Below are 22,678 nucleotides of genomic sequence, written 5' to 3'. Positions count from 1 at the left end.
AAAAGCGGTTAACATAATATTTTAATTACTTTTGTTTTTTACTATGGCAAAAAGCGAAAAAAAATCTAAGAAAATTAAGAAGAAACTACTTCATAAGTATAGATTAGTAATCCTAAACGAAGATACTTTTGAAGAGCGATTATCATTAAATTTAAATAGACTTAATGTCTTTGTTTTAGGTACACTTTCTGCTATATTTTTAATAGCATTCACAACACTATTAATAGCATTTACACCTTTAAAAGAATATATTCCGGGATATTCGTCTACAGCTTTAAAGAAAAAAGCAATAGCACTAAGTTTTAAAACAGATTCTTTACAACGCGTAATAGATTTTAACGAAAAGTATTTTGCATCCATTAAACAAGTACTGCAAGGCGAGGTAAGTGTAGCAGATTTTGACAAAGATTCTATTATAGAAGCAGTAAGACAAGAAGCTAGTGAAGTAGACTTATCACCAATAAAAGAAGATTCAATTTTAAGAGATAAAGTAGATAAAGAAGACAAATACAGCTTATTTGAAACCGCAACATCAAAAGCTAATTTTGTGTTTTTTCCACCAGTAAACGGTGTAATTAGCGAACCATATAATGTAAAAACAAAACATTATGCTGTAGATATTGTAGTAGAAGAAAATACGCCAATAAAAGCAGCAGCAGATGGAACAGTGATATTTGCAGAGTGGACAGCTCAAACAGGTCATGTCATCATAATAGAACATAGCTTTGGGTTAATTTCTGTGTATAAACACAACGCATCTTTAACCAAAACACAAGGTGATTTAGTAAAATCTGGAGAAGTCATAGCAACAGCTGGTAATACAGGAGAATTAACTACTGGACCGCATTTACATTTCGAGCTTTGGAGCGATGGTTATCCAGTAAACCCAACTAATTTTATAGACTTTAAGTAATGTCTGTTATAAAATCCATATTAGCAAAAGCATTTGCTAGACGTGTACATAGTAAAGTCCAAAAATGGGCTAATAATCCACTTGTAACACAAGAAAAAGTTTTTAAACATTTAATATCTGAAGCAACAAGTACCAAATTTGGTAAAGACCACGATTTTATAAGTATAAATACATATCAAGATTTTGTAAAACGTGTTCCAATAAGAGATTATGAACAACTTAAACCTTACGTAGATTTAGTAGTTGCAGGTGAAGAAAATATACTATGGAAAGGCAAACCATTATACTTTGCAAAAACTTCAGGAACAACATCTGGCGCAAAATACATTCCGCTTACTAAAGAAAGTATGCCAACACATGTAAAAGCAGCTAGAAATGCCATTTTATTATACATACATCAAACAGGTAATGCAGATTTTGTAAATGGTAAAATGATTTTTTTACAAGGTAGCCCAATTTTGAAAGAAAAAAACGGAATACAATTAGGTAGATTATCGGGTATTGTAGCGCATTATGTACCAAAATATCTTCAAAAAAACCGAATGCCATCATGGGAAACCAATTGCATTGAAGATTGGGAAACCAAAGTAGATGCTATTGTAGATGAAACCTTGCTAGAAAACATGACTGTTATTTCCGGTATACCATCATGGGTACAAATGTATTTTGAAAAACTGCAGCAAAAAACAGGAAAAAAGGTTGGAGATGTATTTAAAAATTTCAATCTATTCATTTTTGGTGGTGTAAATTACGAGCCGTATCGTGCTAAATTTGAAAACCTTATTGGTAGAAAAGTAGATAGTATAGAGTTGTATCCTGCAAGTGAAGGTTTTTTTGCATTTCAAGATAAACAAGAAGAAAAAGGTATGCTACTGCAATTAGATTCAGGCATGTTTTATGAGTTTGTAAAAGCAGACGATTTTTTCAATAAAAACCCTAAAAGAATCACTTTAAAAGATGTTGAGGTTGGTGTAAATTACGTTATGATTATATCGACAACAGCAGGACTTTGGGCGTACAATATTGGCGATACTATTCAATTTACAAGTACAAAACCATACAGAGTCATTGTTTCCGGTAGGATAAAACATTTCATATCTGCATTTGGAGAGCATGTTATTGGTAAAGAAGTAGAACAAGCTATAAAAGATGCAACAGCAGATACATCAATTAGAATTAATGAATTTACTGTTGCTCCGCAAATAAATCCAGATTCAGGATTACCCTATCATGAATGGTTTATAGAATTTGAAAATGAGCCAGAAAATGTTTCAGATTTTGTAAAAAAAATAGACAATTCTTTACAACAACAAAATAGCTATTACTTCGATTTAATTGAAGGTAAAGTGCTTCAGCCTTTAAAAATTACTAAAATTGAAAAAAACGGATTTCAAAATTATATGAAATCTATAGGCAAATTAGGCGGTCAAAATAAAATACCAAGATTGTCCAATGATCGCAAAATAGCAGACGCTTTAAATCCCTTTTTATTAGGTAAATAATATTATATTTGCCCATAAAATTAATGTATGAGTAAAAGAAAACCACATGAAAGAACTAGAGCTCAAGAAAGTTCTAGCGCAATTGAACGCATGTATATTACAATGCGTCACTTGTTTAATCGTGGGTTTTATAAACCAATGGGCGTATCTGGAGAAACCTTAAGAGAAGCATTATTGGTATTAAGACCAGAAATTTATGGTTCAATCTCAGAAGAAAAAGCAGAATTAGAAGGATTACTTTACGTTATAGATCGATTACCACATGGTATAGAAGAATGTAGGTTTATTAACTTAACCAGTGATGAAGGTTATAAAGATTCTCATTTCGAAGCTATAATTCCACCAAAAAGAAGAAGAAACTGCTATCGTATAGACGATGAGCAAATGAATATTGAAATTACCAGAGGAAGATCTGAGATTTACGATATTTTAACCCATTTAACCTTCATGTTTGTAGAGTCTCATAAAATAAGTAAACGTGTACTTATAGATGAAAATGGAGCTACAACAAGAGATTGGCAAAAATTAGAACAAGCTGTTTTACAAACAAAAAAATTAACTCAAAAAGAGCGCGAAATAGCAATAACGCATACTGCAAATATATTAGGTCGTACTTTTAGAGAGTTAACTACAGTTTATAACACCTTTGCATTACCAAACAAACCAGAACGTTTGTTACACATAGTTTATTGGTTAGGTAAATTAGCAATAGAAGAAGTTGTAAATAACAATAAACGTACTGTGACTTTTAGTCCAGTTTTAAGAGAACGATTAGGACATCATTTACATGGTGATATTTGGGCTAATACAATTAAAGACACCTTACAAAAACACGGACTTTTAGAAAGACCAATACACATAATTAGTGCCAATTTACATAGCGTTATGAATACGTTATTTGCGCCTATAGCATTAAAGACAGAAGTAAGTAAAAAAGACATCTTTAAGGTTTATGAAAGCTTAAGTCAAAGTCAAAATGCAAGCTTACGCAATAAAGTAAGTCAAAAGGCGTTACAGCAAGGAATGATATATATTAAAGATGAATCTGGAACCAATATAGATGTTCAAATATTTGATACATCAAAAATAGATTTATTAAAAACAGATTTAAACTTGCCAAAACCAACTAAAAATACAGAAGCACCTGTTCTATTCGTTATGGATTACGCGTTTGGAGAGCAAGCTTATGAGACTATAGATGAATTTTTAAAACCTTACCATACAGATACAGGTAAAATTCATCTAAACATAGAGTCTGTTTCAATAATGGGTAAAGCAGGAATTTTAGAAGGTGGTAAAGGAGACATCATGATTCCATCTGCACATATATTTGAAGGTACAGCAGATAACTATCCATTTACAAACGAGTTAAGTAAAACAGATTTAGAAGGACAAGGCGTAGATGTTTATGAAGGCTCTATGATTACAGTTCTTGGTACATCACTTCAAAATAAAGATATATTAAAGTTTTTCTATAATTCAACTTGGAATGTTATTGGATTAGAAATGGAAGGTGCGCATTATCAAAAAGCAATTCAAGCAGCTTCAAAAGTAAGAAGAAGTATAAACCCAGATGTAAAAGTTAGATATGCCTATTATGCAAGTGATAACCCATTAGAAACAGGTAGTACACTTGCTTCTGGAGGATTAGGAACATCAGGAGTTAAACCAACATATTTAATAACAAGAAAGATATTACAACAAATATTCGCTTAATAAATAATTATGAGTAAAGAATTACCAAACAACCAAAAACAAAACGAAGAAGTAGATTTAATAGTGTTATTAAACCTGGTAGGAAAAGCGTTTAATAAGTTTTTTAACTTCATTAAAGTAATCTTTAAGTCTATTTTTTCTGTTATAGTACTTTCTTTAAAATTCTTACTACAAAAATGGAAAGTGATTTTAGGTGTAATATTTATTGCAGCAATAGCAGGTTATGCTCTAGAGCGATCTAAACCAACTATTTATAGTACAGAAATGTTGGTTGAACCTTATTTTAATTCAAAATATCAATTAGTCACTAACATTAATTATTTTAATGCGCTTATAGCAAGTCAAGAAACAGAAACTCTTAAATCTATATTTGATGTTAAAGAAGATATCATCAAAGAATTAGTTGGATTTCAGATAGAGCCTGGTCCTGAGTCAGAAAATGATAGATTATTACATTATGAAGAGTTTATTAGACAATTAGATTCTGTAAGAGCTCAAGAATATACTTATGAGCAGTTTTTGGAGAATAGAAGTGTTTATGCGGGTAAATATTTTTTAATTAAAGCAAATGCATATAAGTCTGATGTCTTTAAAGATCTAGAAGAAGGTATACTTTCATCTTTTACAAACGATTATACAAATAAAGAAATTAAAAGAAGAGACGAATTAATTAAAATAGAGAAGAAAAACTTAGAAGAACAGCTTGAACAAGTTAAAGAATTACAAAAAGTATATATTAATGTATTAGAGAAAGAATCCGATAACAAGAAAAGTAATGTTACTTTGGGAGAGCTTTCTATTTCAACAAAAGATAAACAAACAACCAAGGAATTTGAGTTACTTCAAGAAGAACAGAAATTAAGAAATCAAATTAAAAAACTTGAGGAAGAAAAAATAGAACAAGATGTTATCTACGAAGTTATATCTAGCTTTCAAAGAGTTGGAAATGCTTCTTCAAGTTGGTTAGAAAAATACTCTATAATTTTTCCTTTTATAGCATTTGTTTTATTAGTATTATTTTTTGTAGCTAAAAAAATAGTAACATTTACATTAAACTATGAAGAATAGATCGGTACTTGTAACTGGAGGCGCAGGATTTATAGGATCTAATTTCATCCCATATTTTCTTGAAAATAATCCAACAACTAAAGTTGTAAATTTAGATAAGCTCACCTATGCAGGAGAGCTTTCTAATTTAAAAGAAGTAGAAAATAACCCGAATTATAGCTTTGTAAAAGGCGATATTTGTGATAGAAGTTTAGTTCAATCATTATTTGATAAATATCAATTTGATGGCGTTATACATTTTGCTGCAGAGTCTCATGTTGATAATTCAATTAATAACCCAAGTGCATTTGTAGATACTAATATTTCAGGAACCTTTAATTTGATAGATGTAGCAAAATCCAATTGGATGGAAGCACCATTTAAATACAAAGACGGTTGCGAAAACAACAGGTTTCATCATATATCTACAGATGAGGTTTATGGTTCCTTAGGAGAAACAGGATTGTTTACAGAAAACACGCCTTATGCACCAAATAGTCCGTATAGTGCATCTAAAGCATCTTCAGATTTTATCATTAGAAGCTATTTTCACACCTATGGGATGAATGTCGTTACCACAAATTGTTCTAACAATTATGGACCAAAACAGCATGACGAGAAGCTAATACCAACAATCATCAGAAAAGCTATTTCAGGAGAAAATATTCCTATTTATGGTGATGGAACAAATGTTAGAGATTGGTTATATGTCTTAGATCACTGTAAAGGTATAGACCTAGTTTTTAAAACAGGAAAAGCTGGAGAAACTTACAATATTGGAGGTAGAAATGAAAGAAATAATCTGTACATTGTAAACACTATCTGTTCAATTTTAGATGAAATAAAGCCTGCAGACAAATCATATAAAGATCAAATAACTTTTGTAACAGACAGACCAGGTCATGATTTTAGATACGCAATAGATGCTTCTAAAGTTGAAAACGAATTAGGTTGGAAAGCAGACGAAAACTTTGAAACAGGCATAAAAAAAACCATAGATTGGTACCTAAAAAAATATACTGATTAATGAAAGGAATAATTTTAGCAGGCGGATCAGGAACAAGACTTCACCCATTGACAAAAGTATTAAGTAAGCAGTTAATGCCTATTTATGATAAGCCAATGATATATTATCCGCTTTCTACATTAATGCAAGCTGGTATAAATGAAATTCTAATAATTTCTACACCAGAACACGTTCCTTTTTTTAAACAGCTTTTAGGAGATGGATCAAGCTTAGGCTGTACTTTTCAATATGCAGTACAAGACGCACCAAACGGTCTTGCAGAAGCATTTATTATAGGAGAAGAATTTATAGGAGAAGACAAAGTAGCACTAATCTTAGGAGATAATATTTTTTATGGGACTGGACTTGCAGACCTGTTAAAAGCAAATAATAATCCTGATGGAGGTATTGTGTATGCTTATCACGTTACAGATCCAGAACGTTATGGTGTAGTTAATTTTGATAAAGAAGGCAAAGCACTTTCTATTGAAGAAAAGCCCGAAAATCCAAAATCCAATTACGCAGTTCCTGGAATATATTTTTATGATAATGAGGTAGTAAAAATTGCAAAAAATATTAAACCAAGTCAAAGAGGCGAATTAGAAATCACCGATGTAAACAAAGCTTATTTAGAGCAAGGTAAGCTACAAGTAAGTATTTTAGATAAAGGTACGGCTTGGTTAGATACAGGTACATTTAAATCTTTAATGCAAGCCTCTCAATTTGTTCAAGTTATAGAAGAACGTCAAGGGTTAAAAATAGGAGCGATAGAAGAAGCTGCATATACAAGTGGTTTTATAACTAAACAACAGTTAATAGACCTTGCTACGCCACTTTTAAAAAGTGGTTATGGTAAACATTTATTAAGCTTAGTAAAAGAAGACTAATGATTGCTAAAGAAACTAAGCTACAAGGTTGTTATATTCTAGAACCAACTGTTTTTGGTGATTCAAGAGGCTATTTTTTTGAAAGCTACAACAAACAATCGTTTGATAAACTGATCAACCAAAATATAAATTTTGTACAAGACAACGAGTCTTTTTCTTCTCGTGGAGTTTTAAGAGGATTACACGGGCAAAAAGATGAGTTTGCTCAAGCTAAATTAGTAAGAGTAACACAAGGCGAAGTACTAGACGTAGCTATAGATTTTAGAAAAGATTCACCTACATACTTGCAACATTTTTCAGTAAAACTATCTTCTAAAAACAAAAAGCAACTATTTATACCAAGAGGATTTTTACACGGTTTTGTAGTGTTGAGTCAAACAGCAGTATTTAATTACAAATGTGATAATTGGTATAACAAAGATGCAGAAATTGGAATTATGTATAATGATTCCGATTTAAATATAGATTGGTTGCTAAATGAAGGTGAATTGTTAATTTCAGATAAAGATTTAAAACTACCAACCTTAAAGCAGTTTTCACCATGACAAAAGTATTAGTAACAGGAGGAAAAGGGCAATTAGGACAATGTTTGCAATCTATATCTAACGACTTTAAAACGTTAGATTTTGTGTTTTTAGGCAGCAACGATTTAGATATTTCTAATAACATAGAAGTAGAAGCTTATTTTAAAAATAATACTTTTGACTATTGTATTAATTGCGCAGCATACACAGCAGTAGATAAAGCAGAAGAAGAGACAGAAAAAGCTAAACAGATCAATGAAATTGGAGCTAAAAACTTAGCGCATGCTTGTTTTAAAAATAACGTGACTTTGATACATATTTCAACAGATTTTGTTTTTGATGGACAAGTAAAAACACCTTATACCGAAGAAGATAAGACAAATCCAATATCAGTATACGGAAAAACAAAACGAGACGGAGAACTACAAATAACCTCTACTTTATCGCAATATTTTATTATTCGTACATCATGGTTATATTCAGAATTTGGAAGTAATTTTGTAAAAACCATGTTGAGGTTATCAAAAGAAAGAGAAGAATTGAGTGTAGTTGATGATCAAACAGGAAGTCCAACGTATGCAAAAGATCTAGCAGCTGTTATTTTAAAAATTATAAATAGTAAATCACAACAATTTGGTATTTATCATTATTCTAATCAAGCAGAAATTACTTGGTATGATTTTGCAAAAGAAATTTTTAATCTAACAAAATCAAGTATTACGCTAAAAAAAACAGACTCAAAAACGTTTAAAACATTAGCTACTAGGCCAGCATACAGTGTTTTAAATACTAAAAAAATACATACACTTTTGAATTTTAAACCTGTAAATTGGCAGAAAAGTTTAGATAAGTGTTTAAAAGCAATTACTTTTGACCAAAATAGCTGATTATGAATATTAAAATAGCTGTAATAGGGTTAGGGTATGTAGGATTACCTCTAGCTGTAGAGTTTTCAAAGAAATATAAAGTTATTGGATTTGATATAAATGCCAATAGAGTATCTGAGTTAAATACAGGAGTAGACAGCACATTAGAAGTTCAAGAAAAAGATCTTAAAGCTGTTTTAAAGACTAGTAAACTGGGCTTAAAAATCACAAATCAAAAAGAAGATTTAGCCAATTGTAATATATACATAGTTACAGTACCTACACCTGTTGATGTTAATAATAGACCATTATTAACACCATTAATAAAGTCTTCGCAAACCATTGGAGAATATTTAAAAAAAGAAGACATTGTAATTTATGAGTCTACAGTGTATCCAGGTGTTACCGAAGAAGTTTGTGCGCCAATTTTAGAAGAAGTTAGCGGACTTACTTTTAATAAAGATTTTACATGTGGATATTCACCAGAAAGAATAAATCCAGGCGATAAAAAACATACTATTACCAAGATTAAAAAAGTAACTTCTGGCTCTACGCCAAAAACAGCAGAAATTGTAGATAATTTATACGCCTCTATTATTACAGCAGGAACACATTTAGCACCTTCTATAAAGACTGCAGAAGCGGCAAAAGTTATTGAAAATGCACAAAGAGATATTAATATTGCTTTTGTAAACGAACTAGCAAAAATTTTTAATAAACTAGAAATAGATACGCAAGCAGTTCTAGAAGCAGCCTCTACAAAGTGGAATTTTCTTCCATTTAAACCAGGTTTAGTTGGTGGACATTGTATAGGTGTAGATCCTTATTATTTGGCGCAAAAAGCTCAAGAAGTAGGTTATCATCCAGAAATAATTTTAGCAGGAAGACGACTTAACGACTCTATGGGAGAATTTGTAGCATCAGATTTTGTAAAACTTATGCTTAGCAAGGATATAGAAATAAAAAATGCTAAGATTTTAATGCTTGGTATAACTTTTAAAGAGAATTGTCCTGATATAAGAAACACAAAAGCAATAGACGTATATAAAAGTTTAAAATCTTATAATATTGATGTAGATGTTTATGATCCTTGGGCAGATATAAAAGAAGTTGAAGAAGAATATAATATTAGTTTAGTTTCTGATATTAAAAATAAATACGACGGAATAATTCACGTTGTTTCTCATAATGAATTTAATGGGTTTGATTTTATAAATTTTAAAAAGGATAATTCTGTTGTGTACGACGTAAAAGGAACATTAAAAACTTCTTTAATAGACAAACGCCTTTAAAATGTATAAAACTTTATTCCATAAAAAAGAAATAAAAAACCTGTGCTTTTTAGTAACAGGTGGCGCAGGATTTATTGGCTCAAATCTAGTAGAATATTTACTAAAATATCAGGCGAAAAAAGTAATAGTTTTAGATAATCTTTCAACAGGAAAACTTTCCAATATTAGCGATTTTATCAAACAATCTAATTGCGAGTTTATAGAAGGCGATATTAGAGATTTAGATACTTGTAAACAAGCAATGCAAGATGTAGATTACGTCTTACATCAAGCAGCTTTAGGTTCTGTACCACGATCAATTAACGATCCAATAACCTCTAACGCTGTCAATATTTCTGGTTTTTTAAACATGTTGGTGGCTGCTAAAGAGTCTTCAACAGTAAAACGAATAGTATATGCCGCATCGTCAAGTACATATGGCGATAGTAAGCAACTACCAAAAGTAGAAGACAACATAGGTAAGCCATTATCACCATACGCAGTTACCAAATTTGTAAACGAGCTTTATGCAGATGTATTCTATAAAACCTATGGTTTAGAAACTATTGGTTTAAGGTATTTTAATGTGTTTGGACAAAGACAAGATCCTAACGGAGCTTACGCTGCAGTAATCCCAAAATTTATAGGACGTTTTTTAAATAATGAAGAGGTTATTATCAATGGTGATGGAAAGCATTCTAGAGATTTTACATACATTGAAAATGTAGTACAAGCCAATATAAAAGCGGCTTTAACAGATAACCCAAACGCAGTTAATCAAGTATATAATGTTGCTTTTGGTGATAATACTAATTTAAATGAATTAGTTGAAGCCATTATAAACGGACTTTCAGCTTTAAACATTTCAACGTCTTCCAAAATAACGAATGGACCAGAAAGACAAGGTGATGTAAAGCACTCTTTAGCAGACATATCTAAAGCCAAAACAAATTTTGAATACAACCCTGAGTTCTCCTTTTTAAAAGGAATAGAACACACAATAAAATATTATATCAAAAACAATGAGCAAAAATAGCATTTCAGATAACTTAAAAACAGCAATACAAGCCTCTTTAAATGCAGGAAAAGCAATTATGGATGTTTATGATTCAGACTTTGCTGTAGAAGTAAAAGACGATAAATCACCTTTAACTGAAGCAGATAAAAGAGCTAATGACATTATAAACACCTTTTTAGTACCAACTAAAATTCCTGTTATTTCAGAAGAAAACAAGCAAACAGAGTACGAAGTTAGAAAGCTGTGGGATATGTGTTGGATTGTAGATCCAGTAGATGGTACAAAAGAGTTTATAAAACGTAATGGAGAGTTTACAGTAAACATTGCATTGGCACAAAAAGGAATTCCAAAATTAGGCGTAATTTATGTCCCAGCAATTAAAACTATCTATTTTGCAGATGTAGAAAACAAACAAGCTTTTAAAGCAGAATTAAATGCTCATGATGTTTCAATAGATGAAGTTTTAAGTTTAGCAGTTAAACTAACACCAAAACAAGAAGAATCAACATTAGTAGAAGTTGTTGGAAGTCGTTCTCACATGAGTCAAGAAACACTTGATTACGTAGAACAATTAAAACAACAAGGAAAAAATGTAGAAATAGTATCTAAAGGCAGTTCTTTAAAATTTTGTTTAGTTGCAGAAGGAAAAGCAGATGTTTATCCGCGTTTTGCTCCAACTATGGAATGGGATACTGCAGCAGGGCAAGCCATATGTAATGCAGTTGGAATAGAAGTAATATCTAAAGCAACAAATGAAGCATTATTATATAACAAGAAAAATTTATTAAATCCTTGGTTTTTAGTGTCTAAATAGATGAAAGACGTATCACATAAAAGGCATATTGCTAAAACAATAACTTGGCGAATAGTAGGAACTATAGATACTATTATTCTGTCTTGGATTATATCAGGTAATCCTTTTACAGGACTAAAAATTGGGTTTGCAGAAGTCATAACAAAAATGCTATTATATTATCTACATGAAAGAGCATGGTTTAAAATAAACCTGTCTAAAGATGGTAGAATATTAGAAAGCCGCAAAAGACATATTGCAAAGACAATTACATGGCGATTTATAGGAACATTAGATACAATGATTTTAGCTTGGATTATATCTGGTGATCCATTAACAGGACTAAAAATTGGATTTGCAGAAGTCATAACAAAAATGATATTATATTACCTGCATGAGCGTACATGGTATAAGATAAATTATGGATTAAATGAAAGAAGAAAATAACATAGACATTAGTAACCACATAATTAAACATAATTATCAAGTTACTAAATCAGATAGAAATAAGCTAAATAATCATAATTCCTTTTTAATGTGGTTTACTGGATTATCTGGCTCAGGAAAATCAACAATAGCCAATCTAGTAGAACTAGAATTACATAAAAAAGGAATAAAAACCTATGTTCTTGATGGTGATAATATTAGAAAAGGAATAAATAAGGATTTAACCTTTGCACCAGAAGATAGAACAGAAAACATTAGAAGAATTGCCGAAATAGCAAATCTAATGGTAGAAGCAGGCAATGTGGTATTAGCAGCATTTGTGTCTCCTTATAAAAAAGACCGAGAAAATGTAAAGAATATCCTCAAAAACAGTAATTTTGTCGAGATTTACGTCAATACTAGTGTTGAAGAATGTGAAAAAAGAGACGTAAAAGGCTTGTACAAAAAAGCAAGAGCAGGAGAAATAAAAAACATGACAGGTATTTCTGCGCCATACGAAGCGCCAGAAAATCCCGATTTAGAAATTATAACAGAAAACTTAACAATAGAGCAATCTGTAAACGAAGTATTAAAATATATTCAACCAAAATTACAACTCAAAGATGAGTAAATATTATTTAAATTATTTAGACGAATTAGAAAGTGAAGCAATCTTTGTATTGCGAGAAGTATGGGCACAATTTCAAAATCCAGTAATATTATTTTCTGGAGGAAAAGACTCGATAGTTGTAACACATTTGGCAAGAAAAGCATTTTACCCAAGTAAAATCCCTTTCTCTTTAATGCATGTTGATACAGGACATAACTTTCCAGAAACCATTCAATTTAGAGATGATTTAATAAAAGAATTAGGCGCTAACTTAATTGTTGGATCTGTACAAGAATCTATAGATGAAGGAAGAGTTGCTGAAGAAAAAGGAAAAAATGCAACACGAAATGCATTACAAATCACAACACTTTTAGATGCAATAGAAGCAAATAAAATAGACTGTGCAATTGGTGGAGGAAGACGTGACGAAGAAAAAGCAAGAGCAAAAGAGCGCTTTTTCTCTCATAGAGACGATTTTGGACAATGGGATCCAAAAAATCAAAGACCAGAACTATGGAATATCTTTAATGGTAAGCATTTTGAAGGAGAGCATTTTAGAGCATTCCCAATAAGTAACTGGACAGAAATGGATGTGTGGAATTACATAAAAAGAGAAAACATTGCGATACCATCTTTATATTTTGCACACGAGAGAGAAGTAGTATGGCGTAATGGATCATGGATACCAAATTCAGAATTTTTAATTCTAGACGAAAACGAAACTATAGAAACCAAAAAGATTAGATTTAGAACCTTAGGAGATATTACCATTACAGGAGGAATAGAATCTGATGCAGATACAGTAGAAAAAATAGCTCAAGAAGTTTCAGCAATGCGTCAAACCGAAAGAGGTAACCGTAGTGATGATAAAAGATCAGAATCTGCAATGGAAGATCGTAAAAGACAAGGATATTTTTAATTAAACACCAAATAAGACTTATAAAATGTTAGATAACAATCAACTATTAAGATTTACAACAGCAGGAAGTGTAGACGATGGAAAAAGTACTTTAATTGGTCGTTTATTATACGATTCTAAATCAATTTTTGAAGACCAATTAGAAGCGATAGAAAATACAAGTAAGAAAAAAGGTCATGATGGCGTAGATTTAGCCTTGTTTACAGATGGTTTAAGAGACGAAAGAGAACAAGGAATTACCATAGATGTAGCTTACAGATATTTTACAACACCTAAACGTAAATTCATCATAGCAGATACACCAGGACACATACAGTATACACGTAATATGGTAACAGGAGCTTCAACAGCTAACGTTGCAACAATATTAGTAGATGCAAGACATGGTGTAATAGAACAAACAAAAAGACACGCCTTTATAGCATCTTTATTACAGATTCCTCACATTATTGTGTGTATTAATAAGATGGATTTGGTAGACTTTTCAGAAGATGTTTATAACAACATAGTATCTCAATTTGAAGAAATATCTTCAAAAATGCTAGTGAAAGACGTTAGATTTATCCCTATGAGTGCTCTATTAGGAGATAACGTAGTTAATAAATCTGAAAACATGAAATGGTATCAAGGAGCACCAATGCTTCATACTTTAGAGACTATGCACATTAGTAGCGACATAAATAAAGTAGATGCACGTTTTCCTGTACAAACCGTTTTAAGACCACAAAGAGATGAGTTTATAGACTATCGTGGTTATGCTGGTCGAGTAGCAAGTGGTATTTTTAGACCAGGTGATGAGGTTACAGTAATGCCATCTGGTTTCACCTCTAAGATTAAAACTATAGACACATTAGATGGAGAGTTAAAAGAAGCTTTTGCACCTATGTCTGTATCTATGACATTAGAAGACGATATAGATATTAGTCGCGGAGATATGATTGTAAGATCAAACAACAAACCAGAACCTTCACAAGATATTGAAGTGATGTTATGTTGGTTAAACAATAGTCCGGCCAAACCAAGAGCTAAATACACCATTAAACACACTTCTAATGATCAAAAAGCGATGATAAAAGAAGTTGTTTACAAAATAGATATAAATACTTTAGAAAGAATAAATGATGATGTAGAATTAAAAATGAATGACATCTCTAAAGTAAAAATTAGAACAACAAAACCATTAATGATCGATTCTTATAGAGAAAACAGAACTACAGGAAGCATAATCTTAGTTGATGATGCTACAAATGAGACTGTTGCTGCAGGAATGATTGTTTAAAACATTTAAGATGAAAAAAATATTATTGTTAATTACTGTAATTACACTAGTTTTTAGTTGTAAAAATGAAGAGAAACCAATTCAAAACGAGCAACCAATAGTTGTTGAAGAAGCTCCAAAACAATTAGAACTATTTATAACTTGTAAAACAGATAAGACAGATAAAATAGAAGTTATTTTTAATAGAATAGAACTAAAAAATAACAGAGAAGGAGAATATGTAATTACAGATAAAATAAGCTCTCAAAATCCTATGCAAGAGTATAGTTATCAAATGTTTGATGACTATATTGTGACTTTAGTACAATTAAAGTTAGGTAAAGTACCTAAAAATTTAATAGTAGATCAAATAGCATTAAAATTTGATAAAAGACAGGTTATAATTAAAGGAGAAGAGTTAGATAAATATTTTGCAATGAATAAGTTTGTATCTTTTAATAAAGAAACTAAAACACTTACTACAACCAAAATAGATAATAAACATATTCCTATTTTAACATTAAGACAAGGCTTTATAAAAAGACTATTTAATTTTGAATAATATTTTAAAATTAAAAACACTATTTAAAGAACTCAATAACAAAAATTTTTTGTTATTGAGTTTTGCTTTTTTATTATCATTAAATCAAAAATGGTCAACAATAAATCTTATACTTTTGGTTGCCTTATCTTTGATTAATATAAAAAGCTTTAGTTTTAATAATTTTAAAAAATTTATACCATTTATAGCGTTATATTTTTTATATGCAATAGCATACTTTAAGGATAGTTATCAGTTTGGTATGGTAATGTTTGAGCAAAAAGCAAGTTTAATTGCAATACCTATAATTTTTTCTGTTTATAAGCTAGATTATGACACGTTTATTAAAGTATTAAAAGTTTTTGTTTATGGTTGCCTTACAACTTTTATTATCTACAATTTAATAGCTTTTTATAACTCAATACACTTTGCTCCATTTTCTTTTAATCCCTTTATTACTAATGAACTAAATCAAGAGTTTGATAATGTTTCTATACTTCTAAAAAATCATTTTTTAGCAAATAACTTTATTAAAAGCATGAATGCTACATTTATGTCTATTTACTTTTGTTTTGCTATTTATGTAGTGTTTTATTATAAACAATATTTTAAATATTATAAATTGTTTGTAGTACTTTTTACTTTAGGTGTTTTACAAATATTTAGTGTCATAGGTTTTATTACATTAATAATTATCTTCTTAATTATTTTTTTAAAGAATTTTGAAAAAACAATTTTAATTGGAACAATATTGTGTTTTATAAGTATTCCTGTATTAGTTAGTAGCTTATCAAACAATAATTTAATTTCTAAAAAGTTAGAACAATTAGACAATAGATTAATAATTTGGCCAAATGCCTTTAAAACTGTTTCTACAGATTATCTATTGGGGATAGGTGTTAAAAAAGGACAAAGGTCTTTAGAATCTAATTATCCATTAACAGGAGATTTTGGATATATTTCTCAACTAAAAAAAATTGATGCCCATAACATGATGTTACAATTTATTATAGAAATTGGTATTATAGGGTTTATTATTTTTTTAATTTCAATTTATGCTTTAGTTAGTAAAAATAATACGAATCATAAGATTGCAATAACTTTTAGTATTATAACACTACTGTTATATACAACAGAAAGCGCTTTTACTACTTATGCAGGATTGTCTTTTTTTTGTTTCTTTTATGGAATATTTATTTCTAGAATAACTTATGAAAATTAATGTTACACTATCTGTTAAAATTGTTTTTTACTTATTATTTTGCATAATAAGTAACCTAATATTTGGTACGTTTTATCATGGTATTATTTTAATTTCTGTTTTAGAAATAATAGACCAAATAAAAAAAGATCATTTTATATCTACTTATACATTCTGGAATATTGGATTTATAATTATAATTTGTTTAGACGGTATTATTTCTAAGGATGTTATAATTGAAGATACAGGCACTTATAATTATAATAAAACAGCTTTAATCTTTTTAATAAGTCAATTTATAATAATCTGTACTTATAGGTTTTTTGAAAAAAAATCATCTTTAAATTATGTAAAAGAAAAAGTAATTATAGATATAAAAGACTATTTAAAACCTATTACATTAATAATTGTAATAGTATTATACTTGTTTTTCTTATATTCTGAGTTTCCTAACACTATTAATTCTCTTCTGTATAGTCGATTTGATTTAATTAAAGAGAAAGAATTTGGTGGCTTAGAAGGCGCTAATAGATCTTTAATTAATAGTTTTATTTATTACATTTCTGGTTTTTCAGGATATATTTTACCTTCTTTATTTTTTATAGCTTTCAATAAAAAATTTAGTCCATTTCTATCTTTTATTTTTGCCATAATTCCTTCTTCGATAATTTGGATAATGTACATAATCATTGGTACAAGACACCATATTTTATTTTCGTTCTTAGGTCTGGCAGGTACCTATGCATTAATAAATAAAACTAAGTTTAAATTTAAAATAGTCTATTTTATTTTAATCATTAGTGGTTACTTTATATCTAATAAAATAGTTGATATTAGAAGACATGGTTTATTAAATTATATTACAGGTAACAAGATAGAGAGATATATTAGAGACACTAGTCAATTAAGTACAGATAAGACAGTAAAATACATGAGTTATGTTGTAGATTATTACGACAGAGAAGAAAATAGTTATCGATACGGAAAATCTTCCTTAGCAGTAATCTTTTTTTGGGTACCAAGGAAAATATGGAATGATAAACCACCACAATTTTCTTATTGGTTTATCAGAGAGTATTTAGGCGGTCAAAAAGGATTTAGCGATAAATTTAGTGCTCCTGGTAGTTACTTAGCGGAATTATATTCAGATTTTGGGAAAATAGGAGTAATATTAATCTCTATATTTATTGGGTTTTTGTCAAATAAAATAGACTTATATTTTAGTAAAATAAAAAGAATAGACTCCTATAAGCAAATTATGATTCTCTCTTTTTTCTTAGCGTCTTTTTTCTTTTTTCCAAGACAAATAAATCAGTTTTTTTCCAAGTTTGTCATTGTATTTATAATAATTTCAATCATATTTAAATTTAATACAAAGCTAGTTTATAATAATAGTAATAATCAATTAAAAAATGAGTAGTAATTATAAACAGCTTTTAAATTTTGCTTTAAAAAACTCTGGTAGCTTATTTTTATTAAAGCTTATAGGAATAGCCTTAAATTATGTTGTTTTAATTTTTATTCTTGAAGTTTATTATTTTGAAGGTAATGGTGAGTTTGCAAAATTTGTTGCGCTATCTAGAGGTATAAAAGTTTTTGTTGTATTTGGATTAGATTACTTAATTGTTAAGCAAGTTGCTTCAAATTTAACTCTAGATAACAATCAGGATTTTAAGTTGTTTGTTGCCTTTTTTATTAATACGGTACTATTTGCTTTTGGGTTTTTAGTGGTTAATCAGTTTCTAGAATTAAACTCAGTATTATTAGGCGGTGTTATAGTTCTGGCTTTTTGGCGTTTTATTGGTCATTATTTTAGAGGTCAAAATAACATGGTAATTTATGGTTTTTTTGAGTTTGTAGTGTTTCAAGTTACAGTTTTATTATCCCTTCTTATTTGTAACTTTTTGAATAAAAACTTAGATTTTTTAACTGTAATTGTAGGTATTAATATTGTTTTTTCTTTTCTAGTAAGTATTTATGTTGTAAAAAGATTTTTTAAGACAATTAATAGAAAAGAAGTAATAAATATTTTAATACAAACATTTAAAACAATAATTACTATATATAAAAAATCAATCCATTTTGTTTTTACAAACTCTATAAATATTTTTTCAGTTACAATTATGTATGTGATTATAGAGTCCCAATATACTACAGAAGTTTTAGGAATTTATGACACAATATTAAAAATGTCATTGGTTGTAACCTTACCCTTAATAGCTACAAATGGTAGAGTTTTAACAGTAGCAGCAAAGTATTATAACAATAATCAAATTACAGATCTTACAAAGTATCTTAAAACAAACACAAAAGTATTATTTATCTCAAGTACTGCTATTTTCTTAGGTTTAATTTTATTTTTCTACCTGTTTGCTGAATTTTATAAACCAGAACTACATAATTACTGGTGGTTGTTTTTAAGTTTAATATTTGCTCAGTTAGTTAATAATTATGCTGGACCAGTAGGAATTGTATTGCAAGCTACCGGTCATGAAAAAGACTTTAATAAAATAACCCTTATAACAGCTCTATATCTAACAATATCTACATATATTTTTACAAACTATTTTTCTATTACCGTAGTAGGTGTAAATACAATTATATATTTAGTTTTGCTAAATAGTTTAGCATTAAAAGTGCAATTAAAAAAATTAAAAATAAACCCATTTTAAGGATATGAACTTTGTAGAAAGAAAGTACAACTCTTTAGTTAGATATGTATACTGGCACTATTTTTCAAAAAAATTAAATCTATTTCAAATAGTAGAGTACCCAAAATCTGGTGGTACATGGATGACTCAACTTATTTCTAAATATCTAGATACATATTACCCTAGAAATGTAGTTCCTAAATTTAAACACGCCGTTATACATGGACATTATAAATACAGTGATTCTTTCAACAAGATTGTATATGTAGTAAGAGACGGAAGAGATATTATGGTATCTTATTATTTTCATTATGTAATAGGAAACTCTAGAATTAATCCAAATGTAACAAAGAAAAATAGAGATAAGTTGCCTTTTGAGGATTATGATAATATTAAGCAAAATTTACCTTTGTTTATAGAATATCTATACACAGATTACTTAAAAGGTTTTAATAAATTTAGTTGGTCTCAATTAAACGAGGATTATTATAGACATAAAGACAAAATATGTATTGTTAGATACGAAGACATGTTAACAAATACAGCATTAGAGTTAGAAAAAGCGTTAATTTTTTTAGGAGAAACCTCTATAGACAACAATAAATTAGAAGATACAGTAAACGCTTATAATTTTAAAAATCAAACAAAACGAAAACCAGGTGAAGAAGATAAAAATAGTTTTCTAAGAAAAGGCGTATCTGGAGATTGGAAAAACCATTTTACTAAAGAAGCAGCTATTATGTTTGATAAGTATGCTGGACAAAACCTAATAGATTTGGGTTACGAAAAAGATAGAAGTTGGATAGATAAACTTTAATAAAAATGTCCATAACAACCAAATATATTATTTTAGCAGGTACAAGTAAAGCAGCAACTACATCTGTATTTAATTACTTAGCCGATCACCCTAAAATTTGTGGTTCACATATAAAGCAAACAAACTATTTTTTAAATCAAGACACACAAGATAGTTTAGGTTTACATTCTACATATAGTTATACAAAAGATTTTAAAGATTATAAAAACTATTTTAATTCTAACAATCAAGAAAAATATAATCTAGAAGCAACTCCTGATTATATGTATTATCCAGAAACAATATATAGATTACAAAGTTTTTCCAATCTTTATGATACCAAAATTGTACTTATACTAAGACATCCAGTATCAAGGTTTAAATCTTGGTACAACTTTGGAAAACAACAAGGCTCCATAGATCAAAATATTACTTTTAAGGATTATTATAAAAAATCTAAAGAATATTTAGGTGATAGTAATCCTAGTTTAATGGCTTATAAAACAGGATTTTATTCAAACTATTTAAAGACAATTTTTGATGCCTTTAAAAGAGAAGACATTATTATTTGTTTCTATGAAGATTTAACCTCTAATCCGCAAGATTTCATGCTAGAGTTAAGTGATAATCTTAATATTGAAAAACAATTTTATAATAACTATAACTTTTCGCACTTTAATAAAACAGTTAAAACCAAAAGTAAGCTTCTAAATAAAACTTATAATGGTTTTAGATCCTTTTATATAAAGTTTTTAAATAAAGGAAAATTAGGTGTAAAGATAGGTCAGTACTTAAAAAACATATTAAGCCCATTATATAAAAAAATAAATACGACCAAAATAAGTACAGACCATGTAGATCAAGATATAATTAAAAAATTACATGAGGATTACCAACAAGAAATTCTAAAAATAAAAACTTTAATACCTAAAACTCCTTGGTAAAATGACATATACTACAACTTATAAAAATGTATTAAAATGGCGAGGAAATTACCTTAAAACAAATATTAGAGATTTTGTATTAAAGTTACTATCGTTAAATAGTAGCGTAAAAAAAGATTTTAAAGGAATACAATTTTTGTACTTTCATTATATCTATGATGATGAAGTAAAAAATGCCGAAAAAATAATTAAATACATATCAAATAATTTTAAGGTTATAAGTTATAGTGATGCTGTAGAAAAGATCTTAAACAATAAAATAGATGATTATTATATTTGTTTTAGCAGTGATGATGGATTAAAAAGCAACTTAGTTGCTTCAAAGATTTTTAAAAAATATAACATAAGCTGTTGTTTTTTTATAAATCCTCAAACTATAGAGAATAGAGATATAAGTTTTCATAATAAAGTTTGTACAGAGCGTTTAGGAGTACCATTAACTGAAATTATGACTTGGGAAGATATTAATACTTTAGTTAAGGATGGTCATGAAATTGGAAATCACTCTTACGATCATAAAGAACAAGTACACTTAAACCCAACCGAGTTTGAAGAGGATCTAACTTTAAGTACTAAAATGTTAGAAGAAAAAGGGTTAACTATAAAGCATTATGCTTATCCAAGAGGCCAATTTAAATTTTTTAAAGAATCATATTTAAATCAAGTCTACAAATTTGGTTATAAAAGTTGCGCGACAGCAGTAAGAGGTTGCCATATAAGCCAATCTAATGGTTTAAAAAGTACTAATATAGCATTAAGAAGAGATGTTGTTGTTTTTAAAGAACCACTAAATTTTGTGAAGTATTTTTTAAGTAAAGCTCAAAAACAAGCAACACAAAATAACACCTATTGGATTAATAACTTATGATAATAAATCTTCAATAGCTTTATTAATGTTATACTTATTTTTAAAACCAGTATCAGTAATTTTATTAATAGAATAATATTTATTCCCTAAATTGTTTTTTCCTTGTTTAATATATCTTAAAAACCAAGGTATTTGAATAGGTGGATAAAATTTGGTTTTAGTTTTATTAACTATCGAATATATATCTTTAAATTTTAAAGCTTCTTTTTCTTGATTTATTATAAAAACCTCATTGTTATAAAACGTTTTAGTGTTTAAAAAGTAGGAACAAGCAATAGCAACATCTTTTACGTATATATAATTAGCAATTTCATTACCCTTTATCCATCTTTTTATTTTACTAGAAAATGATTGATTAAAATCGATGTGATCATAACCAAACACATTTGTAGGTCTAATAATAACACTATTACAGTCTGTTTTGTAAAAGTTGTTTTTAAAAAAAACTTCGGCTTCTAATTTTGTTTTTTCGTATTCATTTAACGGGTAACATTTTGAGGTTTCATCTAATATTTTTTTAGAATTATATCCAATAACACCAACGCTACTTAAAAGACAAAAATATTTAATATTACTTGTTAATGCTGCTTTAGTTATATTCTTAGTACCTTCTACATTAACTTGATACATCTTATTAACATCTCGCTTTTCTCCTGCAGCATGTATCACACCATAACATCCTTCTAAAGCTAAGATTAGACTAGAATAATCATTAAGATCACCTATTATATATTCAATGTTTTGATGACTTATATTCTGCTTAGCTTTTCTAGTAAGTATTTTTACAAAATAACCTTGACTAATTAACTCTTCAACAATTTTAGAGCCTAAAAACCCATTACCTCCTGTTACTAAAATGATTTTTTTGGTCATTTAATGTTTAAATTATTAGAAAATACCTTTTACAATATTAATACATTA

General features: G+C 28.8%; 23 protein-coding genes. 22 read left to right on the top strand and 1 reads right to left on the bottom strand.

What is annotated here, in order from left to right; translation table 11 throughout:
• Positions 1-43: 43 nt before the first annotated feature.
• Genes IFB02_RS05575 through IFB02_RS05470 form a run of 22 tightly spaced genes read left to right on the top strand, consistent with a single transcriptional unit; the run spans position 44 to position 21,757 of the window.
• A complete protein-coding gene (locus tag IFB02_RS05575; RefSeq protein ID WP_106688074.1) occupies positions 44-913 on the top strand; it encodes a M23 family metallopeptidase in 870 nt (289 codons plus the stop codon).
• Entirely contained in the window at positions 913-2,415 is a 1,503-nt protein-coding gene (locus IFB02_RS05570; protein ID WP_106688073.1) for a GH3 auxin-responsive promoter family protein, read from the top strand. The genes IFB02_RS05575 and IFB02_RS05570 overlap by 1 nt, the downstream gene beginning before the upstream one ends.
• Positions 2,416-2,442: 27 nt before the next feature.
• Positions 2,443-4,131: a DUF6909 family protein gene (locus tag IFB02_RS05565; RefSeq protein WP_106688072.1), complete on the top strand. Its 1,689-nt coding sequence runs from the start codon at positions 2,443-2,445 to the stop codon at positions 4,129-4,131.
• Positions 4,132-4,140: 9 nt separating this feature from the next.
• A complete protein-coding gene (locus IFB02_RS05560; protein ID WP_106688071.1) occupies positions 4,141-5,199 on the top strand; it encodes a hypothetical protein in 1,059 nt (352 codons plus the stop codon).
• On the top strand, positions 5,189-6,205 hold the full coding sequence (rfbB, locus tag IFB02_RS05555; protein WP_106688070.1) for a dTDP-glucose 4,6-dehydratase: 1,017 nt from the start codon (positions 5,189-5,191) through the stop codon (positions 6,203-6,205). The genes IFB02_RS05560 and rfbB overlap by 11 nt, the downstream gene beginning before the upstream one ends.
• The gene (rfbA, locus tag IFB02_RS05550) at positions 6,205-7,071 is read left to right on the top strand and encodes a glucose-1-phosphate thymidylyltransferase RfbA (protein WP_106688069.1); all 867 of its coding nucleotides are present in this window, start codon (positions 6,205-6,207) and stop codon (positions 7,069-7,071) included. Before rfbB ends, rfbA begins: the two co-directional genes overlap by 1 nt.
• On the top strand, positions 7,071-7,616 hold the full coding sequence (rfbC, locus tag IFB02_RS05545; protein ID WP_106688068.1) for a dTDP-4-dehydrorhamnose 3,5-epimerase: 546 nt from the start codon (positions 7,071-7,073) through the stop codon (positions 7,614-7,616). Before rfbA ends, rfbC begins: the two co-directional genes overlap by 1 nt.
• A complete protein-coding gene (gene rfbD / locus IFB02_RS05540; RefSeq protein ID WP_106688067.1) occupies positions 7,613-8,482 on the top strand; it encodes a dTDP-4-dehydrorhamnose reductase in 870 nt (289 codons plus the stop codon). Before rfbC ends, rfbD begins: the two co-directional genes overlap by 4 nt.
• Positions 8,483-8,484: 2 nt before the next feature.
• Entirely contained in the window at positions 8,485-9,753 is a 1,269-nt protein-coding gene (locus tag IFB02_RS05535) for a nucleotide sugar dehydrogenase (RefSeq protein WP_106688066.1), read from the top strand.
• Position 9,754: 1 nt separating this feature from the next.
• Entirely contained in the window at positions 9,755-10,768 is a 1,014-nt protein-coding gene (locus tag IFB02_RS05530) for an SDR family oxidoreductase (protein ID WP_191073108.1), read from the top strand.
• Positions 10,755-11,564 carry a 3'(2'),5'-bisphosphate nucleotidase CysQ gene (gene cysQ / locus IFB02_RS05525; RefSeq protein WP_106688064.1) on the top strand — a complete coding sequence of 270 codons (810 nt, stop codon included), beginning with the start codon at positions 10,755-10,757 and terminating at the stop codon, positions 11,562-11,564. Before IFB02_RS05530 ends, cysQ begins: the two co-directional genes overlap by 14 nt.
• The gene (locus tag IFB02_RS05520; RefSeq protein WP_106688063.1) at positions 11,565-11,990 is read left to right on the top strand and encodes a DUF2061 domain-containing protein; all 426 of its coding nucleotides are present in this window, start codon (positions 11,565-11,567) and stop codon (positions 11,988-11,990) included.
• A 7-nt stretch (positions 11,991-11,997) separates the two neighbouring features.
• Positions 11,998-12,600 carry an adenylyl-sulfate kinase gene (gene cysC / locus IFB02_RS05515; protein WP_223878886.1) on the top strand — a complete coding sequence of 201 codons (603 nt, stop codon included), beginning with the start codon at positions 11,998-12,000 and terminating at the stop codon, positions 12,598-12,600.
• Entirely contained in the window at positions 12,593-13,498 is a 906-nt protein-coding gene (gene cysD, locus IFB02_RS05510; protein WP_106688062.1) for a sulfate adenylyltransferase subunit CysD, read from the top strand. The genes cysC and cysD overlap by 8 nt, the downstream gene beginning before the upstream one ends.
• A gap of 25 nt (positions 13,499-13,523) precedes the next feature.
• Entirely contained in the window at positions 13,524-14,777 is a 1,254-nt protein-coding gene (gene cysN, locus IFB02_RS05505) for a sulfate adenylyltransferase subunit CysN (protein ID WP_106688061.1), read from the top strand.
• Positions 14,778-14,787: 10 nt separating this feature from the next.
• On the top strand, positions 14,788-15,318 hold the full coding sequence (locus tag IFB02_RS05500; protein WP_106688060.1) for a hypothetical protein: 531 nt from the start codon (positions 14,788-14,790) through the stop codon (positions 15,316-15,318).
• Positions 15,319-15,373: 55 nt separating this feature from the next.
• Positions 15,374-16,519 (top strand): O-antigen ligase family protein, encoded by a 1,146-nt coding sequence (locus IFB02_RS05495; RefSeq protein ID WP_146131252.1) that lies wholly within the window; start codon positions 15,374-15,376, stop codon positions 16,517-16,519.
• On the top strand, positions 16,509-17,918 hold the full coding sequence (locus IFB02_RS05490) for an O-antigen polymerase (protein WP_106688058.1): 1,410 nt from the start codon (positions 16,509-16,511) through the stop codon (positions 17,916-17,918). Before IFB02_RS05495 ends, IFB02_RS05490 begins: the two co-directional genes overlap by 11 nt.
• Positions 17,911-19,170: a lipopolysaccharide biosynthesis protein gene (locus IFB02_RS05485; RefSeq protein WP_106688057.1), complete on the top strand. Its 1,260-nt coding sequence runs from the start codon at positions 17,911-17,913 to the stop codon at positions 19,168-19,170. The genes IFB02_RS05490 and IFB02_RS05485 overlap by 8 nt, the downstream gene beginning before the upstream one ends.
• A gap of 4 nt (positions 19,171-19,174) precedes the next feature.
• A complete protein-coding gene (locus IFB02_RS05480) occupies positions 19,175-19,966 on the top strand; it encodes a sulfotransferase domain-containing protein (protein WP_106688056.1) in 792 nt (263 codons plus the stop codon).
• Positions 19,967-19,971: 5 nt separating this feature from the next.
• Positions 19,972-20,889, top strand: coding sequence for a sulfotransferase domain-containing protein (locus IFB02_RS05475; protein WP_106688055.1), 918 nt, complete (start codon positions 19,972-19,974; stop codon positions 20,887-20,889).
• Position 20,890: 1 nt separating this feature from the next.
• Positions 20,891-21,757, top strand: coding sequence for a polysaccharide deacetylase family protein (locus IFB02_RS05470; RefSeq protein ID WP_106688054.1), 867 nt, complete (start codon positions 20,891-20,893; stop codon positions 21,755-21,757).
• Here IFB02_RS05470 and IFB02_RS05465 read toward each other — a convergent pair.
• Complete coding sequence (locus IFB02_RS05465; RefSeq protein ID WP_106688053.1) at positions 21,752-22,630, bottom strand: NAD-dependent epimerase/dehydratase family protein; 879 nt, start codon at positions 22,628-22,630, stop codon at positions 21,752-21,754. The genes IFB02_RS05470 and IFB02_RS05465 overlap by 6 nt on opposite strands.
• Positions 22,631-22,678 lie beyond the last annotated feature (48 nt).

This window comes from Mesoflavibacter profundi (assembly GCF_014764305.1).
Taxonomy (GTDB): domain Bacteria; phylum Bacteroidota; class Bacteroidia; order Flavobacteriales; family Flavobacteriaceae; genus Mesoflavibacter; species Mesoflavibacter profundi.
This window is presented reverse-complemented; position numbering and strand designations above follow the sequence as displayed.